The following is a 15612-nucleotide window of genomic DNA, read 5'->3' on the forward strand; positions in this document are numbered from 1 at the left end:
TCGTGGCCTAAGGTTCCACCCTTTTCGGGATGCTTTCTAAAACAGGGAAAGCTGCTTGCCGCCTTTCTCAACCGGCGTGAAAAGATCGGTGCGCAGGCGTTTGCGCTGCGTGTTGATGCCCAGCTTACGCGCGGCGATTTCGAAGCGGCGACCGATCTGCCAGGCATAAGGCCCGGTGCCGCGCATGCGCTTGCCCCATTCGGCATCATAATCCTTGCCATCGCGCATGGAGCGTACCAGCGACATGACGTGGCGATAACGATCGGGATAATTGCGCAGTAGCCAGTCCTTGAACAAGGGTGCCACTTCCAGCGGCAGGCGAAGTAGTACATAGCCTGCTTCACGCGCGCCTTGCGCGTATGCTGCATCCAGAATGCGCTCGATCTCGTGATCGTTGATGCCAGGAATGACCGGTCCCATCATGACATTAGCCGGAATGCCAGCATCGTTGAGTTTGCGGATTGCCTGAAGCCGCAGCGTTGGCGTGGAGGCGCGTGGCTCCATGGTTCGCGCCAGATTGGCGTCGAGCGTCGTTACCGACAAAGCGACCTTGGCCAGCCCCTTCTCGGCCATGCGGCTTAGAATATCGATGTCACGCACCACAAGCGCCGATTTGGTAACGATGCCGACCGGATGATTGGCCGCTTCCAGTACTTCGAGAATCTCGCGCATGATGCGCCATTTCTTCTCGATAGGCTGGTAGGGATCGGTATTTGTGCCGATGGCAATGGTTTTTGCCTGATAGCCGGGCTTGGCCAATTCGCGTTCCAAAAGACGTGCCGCATCGGGTTTGGCAAACAGCCTCGCTTCGAAATCAAGCCCCGCCGAAAGCCCCATATAGCTGTGGCTGGGTCGCGCAAAGCAATAGATGCAGCCATGCTCGCAGCCGCGATAGGGATTGATGGAACGGTCGAAGCTGATGTCAGGCGACTCGTTGCGTGTGATGATGGTGCGCGGTTTTTCCACCTGCACATCGGTCTTGAAGGCAGGTAGATCTTCAAGCGTTGCCCAGCCGTCGTCAAACGCTTCGCGTGCCACCGGCTCGAAGCGTCCAGCCGGATTAATGCCCGCGCCACGCCCATGCCGCCGCCCGTGATCAATGCGCAGGCCCGTCTCGCCGATCAACGCATTGGCATGATCGGCACGACCCGCGCCAAAGGCAGCCCGGTCAGCCCGAGCAATGATATCCGCCTGCTGAATAATTGCCATTGTCGCTTCCCTGCGCAACTTGCGATTATAGTCTTGTTTTAAACGTATGGTGCCCGGATGCGGTTCCGTCCGGTCGGCTTGGTCCAGGTATTTCGATGAATCTATTCCTAGCCTAAAAATCAGAACAAAACAAGAACATTTTTGTATCGTGCTTTGCCGGGCGCGTTTTATGCGCTATGCGTGGCGGATGCTCACCGTGGTCATTCCAACGCTCAATTCCGAAAAGCCGCTGGCGCACACGCTAGCCTTCCTCGTGCCTGCGGTGGTGGAAGGTCTGCTGCGCCGCGTGGTGGTAGTCGATGGCGGGTCCGGCGATGATACGCGCCTTGTCGCGGAAGGGGCGGGCTGCACGCTTTATCGCAGCGCCGAGATTATGGTAGCCCTTCGAGAGATAAGGACACCATGGGTTTTGCTACTGTGCCCTGGCGCGACCCTTGAACCGGGCTGGGAAGAGCCAGTGCGCGATTATATACGGGAGCACACGGGTGCTGCACGATTTTCAAGGCCTGAGGATCAAGGGCTGTTAAAGAAACTCTTTGGATCGGTCGCAACACTCGATGCCGGGCTTCTGGTGCGGCTTGATGCGCTGCACCCGTTTATTGAGGCAGGTGTGTCTTTCGATGCTCTGCCGTCCAAACTCAAACCGGTGGTTTTGCCGGTTGCGCTACTGGGTTAGAGCGCGTTTGCATCACGAACCACCCGGGATGCCGCGCATGAATGGCTGTGGCAGCACGGGCGGCTTTTTCATCATCGGCGAAAATGCCGAAACACGTCGCCCCGGAACCCGACATCTGTGCGTAAAGCGCATTGTTTTCACGCAACAGCTCCATATTAAGCGCAATTTGTGGCGCAAGCGAAAGTGCTGCGGGCAGAAGATCGTTGCGGGTCGATGCAAGCCATTGGCACAATGTCGCCGTATCGGTTGCGGGTACGGATGCGAGCGGGGCATTATCGCGGTTTTTGAGCGCACTGAATACTGAAGGTGTCGATAAAGCTGTGCCGTCATTGACAAGCAGCAGTGGCAGCGATGGCAGATGAACCGGCGCGAGTACATCGCCGATGCCGCGCACGGCGAGTGATGTGTCAAAAGCCGTTCCATGCAGGCACATGGGCAGGTCGGCACCGAGTGTTAGACCGATCTGTGCGAGCGTATTGATACCCACCTCAAGCTGCCAGAACTCTGCCAGCGCCAAAAGCGTTGCCGCAGCATCGCTCGATCCGCCGCCAATGCCGGAGGCGATCGGAAGGTTCTTTTCAAGATGGATCGCAACAGGCGGCAGTTCACGCCCGAAATTCGCACGCAAGACATCACGGGCTTTGAGCACCAGATTTGTGGTGTCGAGCGGAATGGTTCTGGCAAAAGCGCCGCTGACAGTGAAGCTGTCATTTTCGGACGCTTTAATGGTGATATGGTCGCCATGGGCTGCAAACACCACCATCATGTCAAGCAGATGATAGCCGTCGTCACGGCGACCCGTCACATGCAGCGCCAGATTGATCTTGGCGGGCGCTAGGCGGCTGACGGGTTTATTCTTCAGGGATGCGGCAAACATGCGAGGGGCGGGCTAGTCGTTTTTAACGCGGTATTCGCCCGTCTTTGGGTCCTGCACCAGGGTGCCATTTGCGCGGTTCTGCGCTTCCTTTTCCGCCTGGCGTACGCGCTGCGTAACACGTGTGGCCTCGCGCTTGAACGAGCGGTAGCCGTACCACGCAGCAGCAATGATCAGCAGCAGGAAGATGATCTGTGGCATGGCTGTAATCCTCAGACTCTCGTAATGGCGAAATAACCGCCTCTTATAATTATGGCACTATATCATGGATTAACAAAGGAACTCAAAGCCCGTAGCGACCCCAGAGTGCTTTTTCTTCGGCAACCGATAAAAGCCCGTCGCCAAGATGCGCTGCGATGGCGGCCGGATCAGCGCTCAATCCAATGCCAATTCCCGGTGCCTTGCGTCCAAGCAGACCGCGCTTGGGCTCGATCAGCTTGAGCTTGACCTTGTCGCCATAGGACTTGCGTAGAAAACTGCGCATGTCGCCAAGCGCGTCGATGAGGCCGAGTTCCTTTGCCTTTATGCCGGTCCAGAACAGGCCGGTAAAAAGATCGGCATCATCTGCAAGCTTTGCGCCGCGCCGCGCCTTTACCATGTCGATAAAAGTCTGGTGGATTTCCAGTTGCAGCGATTTGAGACGTTCAACATCTTCCAACTTTTCCGGCTGAAACGGATCAAGCGTGGCTTTGTTTTCGCCAGCCGTGTAGACGCGGCGCTCGACGCCAATCTTTTTGAGCAGTCCGGTAAAGCCGAACGAGGAAGACACCACGCCAATGGAGCCGACAATGGATGAGGGATCGGCAATGATTTCGTCGCCTGCAACCGCAATCATATAGCCACCCGATGCTGCGACATCCTCGGCAAAGACATAGACTTTCTTCTGCTTTTCGTCAGCCAGATCGCGAATGCGGCGATAGATCAGCCGCGATTGCACCGGCGAGCCGCCGGGCGAGTTGATCGAGATTGCCACAGCGGGCGCTTCGTTGTCAGCAAAGGCCTTTTCCAGAACTGCTGCCGCGCTTTCCAGCGAGAGTGTTGGGCGCAGCGACGAGCCGCCGGGCATGATCGTTCCATGCAGGCGCACAACGGGGATTTCGATTTCTTTTGAACGAAAACGGCGGGGAATAAAGCGCGTCAAAAGGCCAGCCACATGTAACTCCTGTCAATCAATTGAGCGCTATGTAGGAAGTTATGGGCGCGACATAAAGAAAGGCCAGTGATTTTTCTTATCAAGGGCGCGGTTTTGCGAGAATGCGCAGCAATATATAACCACAGATCGCGGAAAGAACAGACCCTGCCAGAACGCCGATCTTGGTTTCCGCCAGCATGAGTTCGGATGGAAAAGACAGTAGGCCGATGAAAATACTCATCGTGAAGCCAATACCGCACAGGATCGCTGTGCCATAAAGCTGGCCCCAACTGGCACCCATCGGTTTCTGCGCAATGCCCGTTTTGATCGCCAGCCACGCCGCACCAAAGACGCCAAACTGCTTGCCGACAAACAGACCGAGCAAAATGCCGAGCGTTAATGTGTCGGTGAGTACCGAAGGACTGAGACCGGAAAAGGAAATGCCCGCATTGGCGAAGCCGAACAGCGGCACAATGATGAACGCAACAGGCTTCGACAGCGCGTGTTCGAGACTATGCAAGGGCGAGCTCATATCGTCCGGTCTTGCCTTGGCCGGTTTGAGCGGGACCATGAGGGCAGTAACGACACCTGCAACGGTTGCATGCACACCGGAATTGAACACGAAAAACCACAGCGCCGCACCGCCGATGAGATAGGGCCATAATTTTGCAACGCCTAAACGGTTGAGCGCAAAAAGAAGAGCCGCCGCGGCAAAGGCTGCTCCAAGATAGGGGAACGCGATTTCCGCTGTATAAAAAATCGCGATAATCACGACCGCTGCCAGATCATCGAGGATGGCTAACGTTGCCAGAAACACTTTCAGACTTGATGGCACACGCGAGCCGAGAAGTGAAATAACGCCGAGCGCAAACGCGATGTCAGTGGCCGAGGGTACCGCCCAGCCGCGCAGTTTGTCCGCATCGTTATGGTTGAAGGCGACAAAGATCAGCGCTGGTACGATCACGCCGCCCGCAGCCGCAATGCCCGGAAGCACTCGGTTGGGCCAGCTTGCAAGCTGGCCGTCGAGAAATTCACGCTTGATCTCAAGCCCCACCAGCAGGAAGAAGATCGCCATTAGCGCATCATTGATCCAGTGCGAGACGCTGAGCGGACCGATGTAGAGATGCAGCGCCTCGAAATAAATCTTTGCCAAGGGTGAATTGGCGACGATGAGCGCCAGTGCCGCAGCCCCCATCAGCACGATGCCGCCTGCGGATTCGCTGTCGAGAAAACGGCGCATGATGGAGACGGGGCGGGCGGATGGCGGTGGATTGTTCATACGGGTCTTTTCAGATAGCGGCTGAAAGGCCAATTTCATAAAGCTTTAGGTCGCGATTTATAATACCAAGGGTAGGCCATGTCGAGCGCCACGCGGCAATATGAGCAGAGGAAAAATGGCTATCGAGTGCGGCACGATCGAGCCAGATTTCTTTGACGTGGATCAAACCTGCATCAAGAATATCCTCGGCATAACTATAGTCAACGCAGCCGCTTTCAGCGCGGCTTGCCTCGATCATGCGGCGCATGGCAGGACGCGCTTGGTCGAGATTCTCAGGTGGCAGGCGAACCGTCCCGACAATGAGCAGCATTTCTGGTCCTTTCACCCTGTCACAACAGGTTTGCGAGCCCGTTATTGATCGCAGTGGCGCGGGGCGTAAAACCATTGCCGTGATCTTGGTGCAGGACAAGGGCAGGCATCAGCGAGAGGCCTGCGCGGCTGGCGCGTGTTCCGATAACGACGATGCGAATGGCCGCACTCTCATGGCGCGGCTGCACCGGCACGATTTTCAATGCGCCGAATCGACCTGCAAGCGCATCCAGTATCGCTCCGATCGAGCCAGGGCGAGCAATAATGGAAATGCCGCCGCCGGGTTTCACGATAGCTGCTGCCGTGCGCATCCACTGCTCGAACATGCCCTCGGGCATGACATGGGCTTCAGCCTTGAGCGGATCGGGTGTGGCCCGATCACGCGCCTCATTGAAGGGTGGGTTCATGATGGCGAAATCGAAGGCATTGTCCAAAAGACCGACAGCGACGCGCGCCTTGCCGGTCAATGCCACATCGGCTTCCAGCACATCCACACGTTCTGCCAGCGCTTGATTGAGCGGATGGGCTACCGTCTTATGCGCAAATCGCGCCATGAAGGCTGAGCGCTCGACCAGCGTGACCTTTGCCTGTTTACAGCGAGCGGCAACCGCAATCCCTGCAGCACCGGCTCCAGCACCGAGATCAACAAGACGGCCTGCGAAACCGCCGGGCACGCTGCTGGCCAATATCATCGCATCAACGCCTGAGCGATGGCCTTTTAACGCGGGCTGGACGAGATGAAATGTTCCACGGTGGAACACATCCAGCGTTTCCCCGATTTCCGCTTGCTCTGCCTGTGAACAATTATTTGTCATGATTGCGTAATTCGTGTTCCAGCCCGGCATCGACAAGGTAACGTTTGGCTTCATTCAGCCGCTCGTCTTCGACCAGAAGGCGGCGCGGCAGGATGCCGAGCGACCCCTCAATGATGCTCATATTGGTATCGGCGATGAAATAGGCTATTCCGGCCTCCTTCATCAAGCTCTCTATAAAAGACAGCAAAACGGAATCATTGGTTCTAATCAGTTCGCGCATTGCAACAATGTGTAACCAATAGACCGCATTGACAATGGCTTGCGTCAATGTTGAACAGGGCAAATGGGTGGCTGGGTATGGATTTTACATCTTGAGCAATCCGACTGGCTTAAATAGGGTGGCGGCCCATCAAGGAGTAATGGCATTGGGTGTGGTTTTGAATCTCGACGCAAACAACAACCGGCAGGGATCGGTCCAACCGCTGGTCGATCTGACAAAAGCCGATATGGGGCGCGTGAACGAGATGATCCTGTCGCGTGCGGGATCTGACGTCGAAATGATTCCCGAAGTCGCCAATCACCTGATTTCGTCGGGCGGCAAGCGCCTGCGTCCCATGATGACTTTGGCAGCAGCCCGCATGTTCGGCTATGAAGGCGACGGCCATGTGCGACTTGCCACCGCCGTCGAGTTCATGCACACGGCAACGCTTCTGCATGACGATGTGGTCGATGAAAGCGATCTTCGCCGGGGAAGAAGCACAGCGCGCATGATCTGGGGTAATCAGGCAAGCGTGCTTGTGGGCGACTTCCTTCTGGGGCAGGCTTTCAAGATGATGGTCGATGTTGGCTCTCTTGCAGCGCTCGACGTACTTGCGACCTCGGCCTCGGTTATCGCTGAAGGCGAAGTCATGCAGCTTGCCGCTGCCAAGAACATGGATACTTCCGAGGATGACTATCTCGCCGTCATCAAGGCGAAGACCGCAGCCCTTTTCTCTGCTGCCGCAGAAGTTGGCCCGATCATCGCCGATGCAGGCGATGCAGCACGTGCAGCACTTAGCAATTACGGCCTCAACCTCGGCCTTGCCTTCCAGCTTGTCGATGATGCGCTTGATTATGGTGGTTCGGCTGCCGATCTTGGCAAGAATACGGGCGATGATTTCCGGGAGGGCAAGATCACGCTGCCGGTTATTCTAAGCTATCGCCGAGGCAATGATGAGGAACGCGCTTTCTGGAAACACGCGATTGAAGAGGGCGCCAGCGATGATGCCTCGCTTGAAAAAGCCATTGGTCTGATGACCAAACATGGCGCGATTGCCGAAACCGTACAGCGTGCGCGCCATTTTGGTGAAGTCGCGCGAAATGCGCTCTCGCCGCTCAAATCGACGCCGCAAAAGGATGCGCTCATTGAGGTGATCGATTTTTGCATCAGTCGCGTTAACTGACGCAGCGGAATGTGCAAAGATTAAAAGCTTAGCGGCCCTTCTGGACGCTGCGCTTGTACTTAACCGCTCACATCGAGTTCACCCCAAAATGCGGCCTCGCCCCGTTGAATAAAGTCGCACGCAAAAATCCAAACCGAAACACCGCCTCACAGATGCTTTTCTTGCGTCTCGATCCCAAAAAGGCCATGCTTTAAGAATCTCTGGGAATATCGGTTTTGCACTTATCTGGTCACAATTTTGCAAAGGCACAATATTGGGATCGGTTTTGAGCAAGGATATGCAATAGACAACAGGTGAATTGGAAGGCAGGCTTTATGGGGCAGGGAACGAAAAAGCGGCTCTTTTATGGATTGGTTCTGTCGCTTCTGGCAAGCATTGCGCTGCCTTCTGGTGCGGCACTTGCCAAGACTGCTGCCGAACCCGCACCGTCCGTTCGCGCCGGGTCCTTCGCTGGCGCCTATCTTGCCGCTCGCACCGCCGAAACCGATAATAACCTGCCCGCAGCCGCCGATTTCTATCGACAGGCCATGGCTTTTGATCCGAAGAACAGTCAGGTCAAGCAGGACCTGATGCTGGTGCTGCTCACCGAAGGCAAGTTCAAGGAGGCGCTGCCGCTCGCCTCTGAATTGCAGAATGTGCCGGAACTGGAACGGTTTTCGCGTGTGGCGCTTGCCGTCGATGCGATTTCCAAAAAACAGTACCGCAAGGTCGGTCCGCTCCTTATGCTCTCGCTGCGCTCGGATATGGATCGCCTTACGACAGGTTTGATCGGTAGCTGGGTCAAGGTAGCGCAGGGTAATCCAAAGCAGGGGCTGGCCGATGTGCGCAAGCTTGACGGTCCGCCGTGGTATGGTCTTTTCCGGGCCTATAATTCGGCATTGATGGCCGATCTTGCTGGGCGCAAGCAGGAAGCACGCGATTTTTACCAGCAAGCGCTCGATGATCGCGCCGGTGGAGGCACTGCGCCCGACACCTACGAGCGCATCGTCATGAGCTATGCCTCCTTCAAGCTCCGGCAGGGCGATAAGGAAGGTGCGATCGAGACCTTGAAGGAAGCCGAGGAACTCTTGAACGGTCGCATGGCGCTTGCCGAAATGCGCGAGGGCATCGAGACGGGACGCAAATATGACCGCCTGATCGAAAACCCGCAGCAGGGTGCTGCAGAGGTACTCTACACGCTGGGCACTGCGATCAGCCGCGGTGGCGGCGAGGCTTTTGCGAAACTCTATTTGCAGATGGCCTTGATCCTGCGTCCTGATCACGATGCGACGCTGTTCCAGCTTGGAGATATTTCGGCCAAGTTGCGTCGGCCTGATGCGGCTATCGACTTTTACGCACGCGTGCCGGAAAAATCGCCCTATGGCCGTGACGCGGAAATGCAGCGCGCGCTCAATCTTGCCGATAATGATCGTTCCGCCGATGCGATCGCGCAGCTAAAAATCCTGCTGTCGCATGACGAGAACGATATGCGCAGCTATCTGGCGCTGGGCGGCGTCTATGCGCAGGACAAGAATTTCGCCGATGCGGCAAAGATTTACGACAAGGCAGTTGAGCGTATAAAAACACCGGAACGTAAGGACTGGACGGTCTTCTATCAGCGCGGCATCGCCTATGAGCGCTTGAAGCAATGGGAAAAGGCGGAGCCGAATTTCAACAAGGCGCTGGAGCTTTATCCTGACCAACCACAGGTGCTCAACTATCTTGGCTATTCCTGGGTGGATCGTGGCGAAAACCTTGATGAGGCGCTTCTGATGATCAAGCGTGCGGTCGATCTGCGCCCGCAGGACGGTTATATCGTCGATTCGCTTGGTTGGGCTTATTACCAGCTTGGCCGCTACCAGGAAGCGGCCATCGAGCTCGAAAAAGCGGTCAAGTTGCGTCCGGAAGATCCGACACTCAACGATCATCTGGGTGATGCCTACTGGCGTACCGGTCGCCAGCTCGAAGCAACCTTCCAGTGGAATCATGCCATTGCCAGCAAACCGGAACCCGAAGAGCTGGCAAAAATCGAAGAAAAACTAAAAAAGGGCCTTTCCGACGATCCGCTCCCTTCGCAAGCCAAGGCGCAGGATGAGCAGCCAGACAAAAAGCCTGAACCAGCAAAAGAACCTGAGAGCAAACCGGAATAAGGTTTTCGAAATGCCGGGAAATCAATCTGATTTCCCGGCTTTTTCAATTGTGTCGCGTCTCTTCATTAAATGACGCCGGCAGAACAACGTTGACATTACCTCAATTCGTAACATAATAAGTTACATGAAAAGAGACAGCCGCCTTTCCCTTGTCCTGCATGCACTGCTGCATATGGCAGAACGCGACGAGCCGATGACTTCGGACGCGCTTGCGCAATGCGTATCCACCAATCCGGTCGTTGTGCGCCGCACCATGGGCCTGTTGCGCGAGGCGGGGCTTGTGGCTTCGGATCGCGGGCATTCGGGCGGCTGGCGTATCATTGCCGATCTTTCCAAGGTTAGCCTCAGGCAGTTGCACGAGGCGCTAGGGGAGCCGCATGTCTTTGCCATCGGCAACAGAAGCGAAAACCCGCAATGCCTCGTCGAACAGGCGGTCAATGCGGCGCTCGACGATGCTTTTGAACAGGCTGAAGCGCTGTTGCTGGAGCGTTTTGCGCAAGTCTCGCTGGCTGATCTGGCCGCTGATTTTGCAAAGAGACACGCGCAATGGCGCGCAAACAAGCAATCCCAAAAGGAACACTGAATGTATGATGTGATCGTGATCGGCGGCAGCTATGCCGGTATGGCTGCCGCGTTGCAACTTTTGCGCGCGCGCAGAAAAATCCTGATTATTGATGCGGGCCAGCGCCGCAATCGTTTCGCCGCCCATTCGCATGGGTTTCTGGGGCAGGACGGTGTTAATCCGGGGGAAATAGCAGCCACCGCACGCAGGCAATTACAGGCCTATTCGACGCTCGACTGGATCGATGGACTGGTTGCGCAGGCAGCAGGTCAAAAGGACGATTTCAGCGTCACGCTTGAAGATGGCACGGTGCATCACGGTAGGCGGCTGCTTTTTGCAACCGGCGTTGCCGATGAATTGCCGGAAGTTGAAGGGCTTGCCGAGCGCTGGGGCAAAAGCGTGTTTCATTGCCCCTATTGCCACGGTTATGAACTTGATCAGGGCCGGATCGGCGTGATTGCGGCAAATGAAAATTCTTTGCATCAGGCGCAGTTGCTGCCCGAATGGGGCGAGACGACATTTTTCACCAATCATGTACTGACGCTTGATGAGAAAGCCCAACAGATGTTGGTCGGTCGTGGTGTAACAGTCGAAGAGACCCCAATCATCAGGATCGAGGGCGAGGCCGATGTGCTGCTGGCCGACGGGCGGAGCCTGTCTTTTGCAGGGCTTTTCGTGGCTCCCCGATGCAGGCCCGCGACGCCGGTGGCGGCCAATATGGGCTGCGCGTTGGAAGAAACGCCGATGGGCGTTCAGATCAAGGTTCATGACACCAAGGAAACCTCCATTGCCGGTGTTTTTGCCTGTGGTGACGTGGCACGTATGCCGCATTCGGTCTCACTGGCTGTCGGCGACGGCGCATGGGCGGGGGCGCAATTGCATCGCTCGCTGGTGTGGCCGGATAGCTGATCGAAACGCGATATTGCATGTCGCGCTTGACCCTTGGGGGCTGACAATTTAGACCGGGCCATCATTTCAATAACAAGGCCCGGTTCCGTGTCCAGCAGCTTGCCCGACCATATGCAACCCACCCGTTCTTTTCAGGGTTTGATCCTGACGCTCCATAATTATTGGGCGGAGCGCGGTTGCGCCATTTTGCAGCCCTATGACATGGAAGTGGGGGCGGGTACGTTCCATCCGGCGACCACACTGCGCTCGCTTGGGCCAAAGCCTTGGAAGGCCGCCTATGTGCAGCCTTCACGCCGTCCAAAAGATGGCCGCTATGGCGAAAACCCCAATCGTTTGCAGCATTATTACCAGTATCAGGTGATCATCAAGCCGTCGCCACCGAACCTTCAGGAGCTTTATCTCGGTTCGCTCAAGGCCATCGGTCTTGATCCGACGTTGCATGATGTGCGTTTCGTGGAAGACGACTGGGAAAGCCCGACGCTTGGCGCATGGGGCCTTGGCTGGGAATGCTGGTGTGATGGCATGGAAGTGTCGCAGTTCACCTATTTCCAGCAGGTTTGCGGCATTGAATGCTCGCCGGTTGCGGGTGAGCTGACCTACGGTCTTGAGCGTCTCGCCATGTATGTGCAGGGCGTCGACAATGTCTATGACCTCAATTTCAACGGTCTGGAAGGTGACGAGAAAGTCACCTATGGCGATGTGTTCTTGCAGGCCGAGCAGGAATATTCGCGCTATAATTTTGAAATGGCCGACACCGATATTCTGCATCGCCATTTTGAGGATGCAGAACGCGAATGTGCGGCCATCCTCAAAGCGGGAAGCACCGGCGAGGCATCACTGCACAGATGCGTTCTGCCTGCCTATGACCAGTGCATCAAGGCATCTCACGTCTTCAACCTGATGGATGCGCGTGGCGTGATCTCGGTTACCGAGCGGCAGAGCTACATCTTGCGCGTGCGCAACCTTGCGCGCCAGTGCGGCGAGGCGTTTTTGCTCACCGATGCTGGTGGCTTCAATTATAAGAATGAGGCTGCGTAATGCCTGACTTACTTCTCGAACTTTTCTCCGAGGAAATCCCTGCCCGCATGCAGCGCAAGGCTGCCAGTGATTTCAAGAAGATGATCACCGACGGTCTGGTCGAGGCGGGGCTCACCTATGAAGCGGCAACGCCTTACTGGACGCCGCGCCGTTTGACGCTCGATATTCGCGGTCTCACCACGCGCTCGAAAGACGTGCATGAGGACATCAAGGGACCGTCCGTCACAGCCCCCGAACAGGCGATTGCCGGTTTCCTGCGTAAGGCGGGACTGGATGATGTTGCCCAAGCGCATGTGCATTCCGACCCCAAGAAGGGCGAATTCTACGTTGCCCATCTGACCAAGCCGGGCCGCGCTGCGGAAGAAATCATTGCCGAACTGGTGCCACAGGTGGTGCGCGGTTTCCCGTGGCCCAAATCCATGCGCTGGGGCGCTGCATCGTCAAAGCCCGGCGCTTTGCGCTGGGTGCGTCCGCTGCAATCGATCCTGTGCCTGTTTGGTCCCGAAACCGAAGAAACCGTGGTCATTGATTTCGATGTCGATGGCATCAAATCCAGCAACGTCACCTATGGTCATCGTTTTTTGAGCGACGGTCAGCCGATCAAGGTGCGCCGGTTCGATGATTATGTCGAAAAGCTCGAAAAGGCTTTCGTGGTTCTCGACGCCGAGCGGCGAAAGGAAATCATCGCGCAGGACGCGCATAATCTGGCTTTTGCTTCCGGTCTTGAACTGGTCGAGGATGAAGGCCTGCTCGAAGAAGTCTCCGGCCTTGTCGAATGGCCGGTGGTGCTGATGGGCGAGTTCGAGGAAGAATTCCTTGAAATTCCGCCGGAAGTCATTCGCCTGACCATCCGCGCCAACCAGAAATGCTTTGTCACGCGCAAGCAAGGTGAGACGGAAAAACTCTCCAACCGCTTCATTCTGGTGTCCAACATTGCGGCACGCGATGGTGGTGCGGAAATCGCCTATGGCAATGGTAAGGTGGTGCGCGCGCGTCTGTCGGATGCGCTCTATTTCTGGCACACCGACCAGAACGACCTGCCCGATCTCGAAAAGCTGACGGCGTCTGCGACAAAATTCGGTCTAGACCTCAAAAAGCCGCTCGATCAGCGCATGGCGCGGCTGGATGCGCTTAACGTCACCTTCCACGCTAAACTCGGCACGCAGGGCGCACGCGTCGAGCGTATCCGTAATCTCGCCGCCGAAATCGCGCCGCTGGTCGGTGCCGATCCTGCATTGGCGACGCGCGCTGCGGTTCTCGTCAAGGCGGACCTGACCACGGAAGCGGTTGGCGAATTTCCCGAACTTCAGGGCGCTATGGGCCGCAAATATGCGCTCCTTCAGGGCGAAGACGAAAGCGTCGCAGCGGCTCTGGAAGAACATTACAAGCCGCAGGGACCTTCCGATATTGTGCCGACAAATCCGGTCGCGGTGGCGGTCGCTCTGGCTGACAAGCTCGACACGCTGGTCGGCTTCTGGGCCATTGACGAAAAACCGACCGGTTCGAAAGACCCCTATGCGCTCCGCCGTGCTGCCCTTGGCGTGATCCGGCTTGTTCTTTCACAGGATTACAAGTTCCCGCTTCTACCCTTGCTGCATTCGGCCTATGCGGGGCTTAAGGATGGGCTGGTGCAACGTCGTCTGCTGGAATTTGAAGCAAAGCTCGCTTCCGAGAAATCGGGCGATGTGGATGGTGAACAGGACGTCAGCAATGCGTTGCGTAATTATGGCGCAGAAATACGTGGCGAAATCGAAAAATCGGCGGAGCCGGTTTTGGTGGACCTCCTCTCCTTTCTGCATGACCGTTTCAAGGTCTATTTGAAGGACGAGGGCGCGCGTTATTATGCCATCGAGGCCGTGCTCACGCCGGATGCCGATAATCTTCTGCTTGCCGCCCGCCGTATCGAGGCTTTGATCGTCTTCATCAACGAGGAAGACGGCAAGAACCTTCTGGCTGGCACAAAACGCGCCGCCAATATTCTGGCAGCCGAAGAAAAGAAGGGCACGAAGGTAGCCGCCACGGTCGATGCCGCACTTTTGAAAGAGCCGGAAGAAAAGGCGCTGCATCAGGCGGTTGATCTGGCAGCAAAGGAAACTGTCGCGGCGATTGCTGCGGAAGATTTCCATGGTGCGATGCTGGCGCTGGCCAAATTGCGCGGTCCGGTGGATGCTTTCTTTGAAAAAGTGCTGGTCAATGACGAGGACGAAAACGTCCGTGCCAATCGCTTTGCGCTGCTCAACGAAATCCGCGAAGCGACCGGCAAGGTTGCCGATTTCTCCAAAATCTCGGGATAAGCCAAAAATGGGGTCTTTGGCTGCGCGTGTTGCATTCGATGACGGGGCCGTATCACGCGCAGCCGATGTGCTTGTGCGTGGCGGGCTGGTCGCGATCCCGACCGAGACGGTCTATGGATTGGCAGCGGACGCCACAAATGGCGAGGGCGTGGCGGGCATTTTTGCCGCCAAAAACCGCCCGCAATTCAATCCGCTGATTGCCCATGTGTCCAATATTGCCATGGCCGAGCGCTATGTGGATTTCGACGCGGTTTCTCTAAAACTGGCGCAAAAATTCTGGCCGGGGCCACTGACGATTGTGCTGCCGTTAAAGAAAAATCAGGATGCGGAGCCGCCCATTCATCCGCTTGTGACAGCGGGGCTTAAAACACTCGCCATCCGCATGCCGCAGGGCAAAGTGGGCGATGTCATCAAGGCGCTCGACCATCCGGTCGCAGCCCCCAGCGCCAACACCTCCGGGCGTATCAGCCCGACCTCGGCCAAGGCGGTTGCGGATGATCTCGGCGACAGGCTCGATCTGATTCTTGATGGCGGCGCCTGTGGTGTCGGCGTGGAATCGACCATTGTGAAAGTCGAAGGCGAAAGCGTGTATCTTTTGCGCCCCGGAGGATTGGCGGCGGAAGAGATCGAAAATTTTCTCGGCCAGAAACTTGTTCGTGCTGCTCATGATGCAGTGATTCAGGCGCCGGGCATGATGCAATCGCATTATGCACCTGATGCCAGCGTGCGGCTCAACGCGAGTGATGTGAACCCCGGCGAGGCCTTACTGGCTTTCGGGCCGCACCGTGCGGCGCATGCCGACAAGGCTGTGGCGGTGCTTAATCTGAGCGCATCTGCCGATCTGCGCGAAGCGGCGGCCAATCTGTTCGACTTTATGCTGCAACTCGACGCTTCCGGTGCCAAAACCATCGCCGTCGAACCCATTCCCATGGCTGGTCTTGGCGAGGCCATCAATGATCGTTTGAAACGCGCCGCCGCGCCGCGCACTTAATCTCAAGAGAAAT

General features: G+C 56.6%; 16 protein-coding genes. 8 read left to right on the plus strand and 8 right to left on the minus strand.

Going from position 1 to position 15612, the window contains the following annotated elements; genetic code table 11:
• Positions 1 to 36: 36 nt before the first annotated feature.
• On the minus strand, positions 37 to 1209 hold the full coding sequence (locus AAIB41_RS00635) for a PA0069 family radical SAM protein (protein ID WP_343313687.1): 1173 nt from the start codon (positions 1207 to 1209) through the stop codon (positions 37 to 39).
• Between the two features lie 187 nt (positions 1210 to 1396).
• On the opposite strand from AAIB41_RS00635, the gene AAIB41_RS00640 reads away from it, so the two are divergent.
• Positions 1397 to 1885 carry a glycosyltransferase family 2 protein gene (locus AAIB41_RS00640; protein ID WP_343314758.1) on the plus strand — a complete coding sequence of 163 codons (489 nt, stop codon included), beginning with the start codon at positions 1397 to 1399 and terminating at the stop codon, positions 1883 to 1885.
• Here the strand turns inward: AAIB41_RS00640 and AAIB41_RS00645 are convergent.
• The 7 genes from AAIB41_RS00645 to AAIB41_RS00675 all read right to left on the minus strand — a co-directional run bounded on the left by AAIB41_RS00645 (position 1848) and on the right by AAIB41_RS00675 (position 6514).
• Positions 1848 to 2762 carry a 4-(cytidine 5'-diphospho)-2-C-methyl-D-erythritol kinase gene (locus AAIB41_RS00645; protein WP_343313689.1) on the minus strand — a complete coding sequence of 305 codons (915 nt, stop codon included), beginning with the start codon at positions 2760 to 2762 and terminating at the stop codon, positions 1848 to 1850. The genes AAIB41_RS00640 and AAIB41_RS00645 overlap by 38 nt on opposite strands.
• Before the next feature lie 12 nt (positions 2763 to 2774).
• Positions 2775 to 2960, minus strand: a complete 186-nt coding sequence (locus AAIB41_RS00650) for a hypothetical protein (RefSeq protein ID WP_343313691.1) — start codon at positions 2958 to 2960, stop codon at positions 2775 to 2777.
• 82 nt (positions 2961 to 3042) lie between these two features.
• Complete coding sequence (locus AAIB41_RS00655) at positions 3043 to 3912, minus strand: S49 family peptidase (protein ID WP_343313693.1); 870 nt, start codon at positions 3910 to 3912, stop codon at positions 3043 to 3045.
• Between the two features lie 79 nt (positions 3913 to 3991).
• Complete coding sequence (gene nhaA, locus AAIB41_RS00660) at positions 3992 to 5170, minus strand: Na+/H+ antiporter NhaA (RefSeq protein WP_343313695.1); 1179 nt, start codon at positions 5168 to 5170, stop codon at positions 3992 to 3994.
• Positions 5171 to 5180: 10 nt separating this feature from the next.
• Entirely contained in the window at positions 5181 to 5480 is a 300-nt protein-coding gene (locus AAIB41_RS00665) for a putative quinol monooxygenase (protein ID WP_343313697.1), read from the minus strand.
• A gap of 19 nt (positions 5481 to 5499) precedes the next feature.
• Complete coding sequence (locus AAIB41_RS00670; RefSeq protein ID WP_343313699.1) at positions 5500 to 6294, minus strand: methyltransferase; 795 nt, start codon at positions 6292 to 6294, stop codon at positions 5500 to 5502.
• On the minus strand, positions 6284 to 6514 hold the full coding sequence (locus AAIB41_RS00675; protein WP_343313701.1) for a DUF2007 domain-containing protein: 231 nt from the start codon (positions 6512 to 6514) through the stop codon (positions 6284 to 6286). The genes AAIB41_RS00670 and AAIB41_RS00675 overlap by 11 nt, the downstream gene beginning before the upstream one ends.
• A gap of 145 nt (positions 6515 to 6659) precedes the next feature.
• On the opposite strand from AAIB41_RS00675, the gene AAIB41_RS00680 reads away from it, so the two are divergent.
• The 7 genes from AAIB41_RS00680 (at position 6660) to AAIB41_RS00710 (ending at position 15599) form a co-directional block, all read left to right on the plus strand.
• Positions 6660 to 7676, plus strand: a complete 1017-nt coding sequence (locus tag AAIB41_RS00680; RefSeq protein WP_343313702.1) for a polyprenyl synthetase family protein — start codon at positions 6660 to 6662, stop codon at positions 7674 to 7676.
• 314 nt (positions 7677 to 7990) lie between these two features.
• The gene (locus tag AAIB41_RS00685) at positions 7991 to 9805 is read left to right on the plus strand and encodes a tetratricopeptide repeat protein (RefSeq protein ID WP_343313704.1); all 1815 of its coding nucleotides are present in this window, start codon (positions 7991 to 7993) and stop codon (positions 9803 to 9805) included.
• Positions 9806 to 9929: 124 nt separating this feature from the next.
• Positions 9930 to 10388, plus strand: coding sequence for an Rrf2 family transcriptional regulator (locus AAIB41_RS00690; RefSeq protein WP_343313706.1), 459 nt, complete (start codon positions 9930 to 9932; stop codon positions 10386 to 10388).
• Complete coding sequence (locus AAIB41_RS00695; protein ID WP_343313708.1) at positions 10389 to 11276, plus strand: NAD(P)/FAD-dependent oxidoreductase; 888 nt, start codon at positions 10389 to 10391, stop codon at positions 11274 to 11276.
• Between the two features lie 111 nt (positions 11277 to 11387).
• Positions 11388 to 12314, plus strand: coding sequence for a glycine--tRNA ligase subunit alpha (locus AAIB41_RS00700; RefSeq protein ID WP_343314759.1), 927 nt, complete (start codon positions 11388 to 11390; stop codon positions 12312 to 12314).
• The gene (gene glyS, locus AAIB41_RS00705; RefSeq protein ID WP_343313710.1) at positions 12314 to 14608 is read left to right on the plus strand and encodes a glycine--tRNA ligase subunit beta; all 2295 of its coding nucleotides are present in this window, start codon (positions 12314 to 12316) and stop codon (positions 14606 to 14608) included. Before AAIB41_RS00700 ends, glyS begins: the two co-directional genes overlap by 1 nt.
• Positions 14609 to 14615: 7 nt before the next feature.
• Positions 14616 to 15599: an L-threonylcarbamoyladenylate synthase gene (locus AAIB41_RS00710; protein WP_343313712.1), complete on the plus strand. Its 984-nt coding sequence runs from the start codon at positions 14616 to 14618 to the stop codon at positions 15597 to 15599.
• Positions 15600 to 15612: the final 13 nt, after the last annotated feature.

The sequence above is a fragment of the Brucella sp. BE17 genome (genome assembly GCF_039545455.1).
Classification (GTDB): Bacteria; Pseudomonadota; Alphaproteobacteria; order Rhizobiales; family Rhizobiaceae; genus Brucella.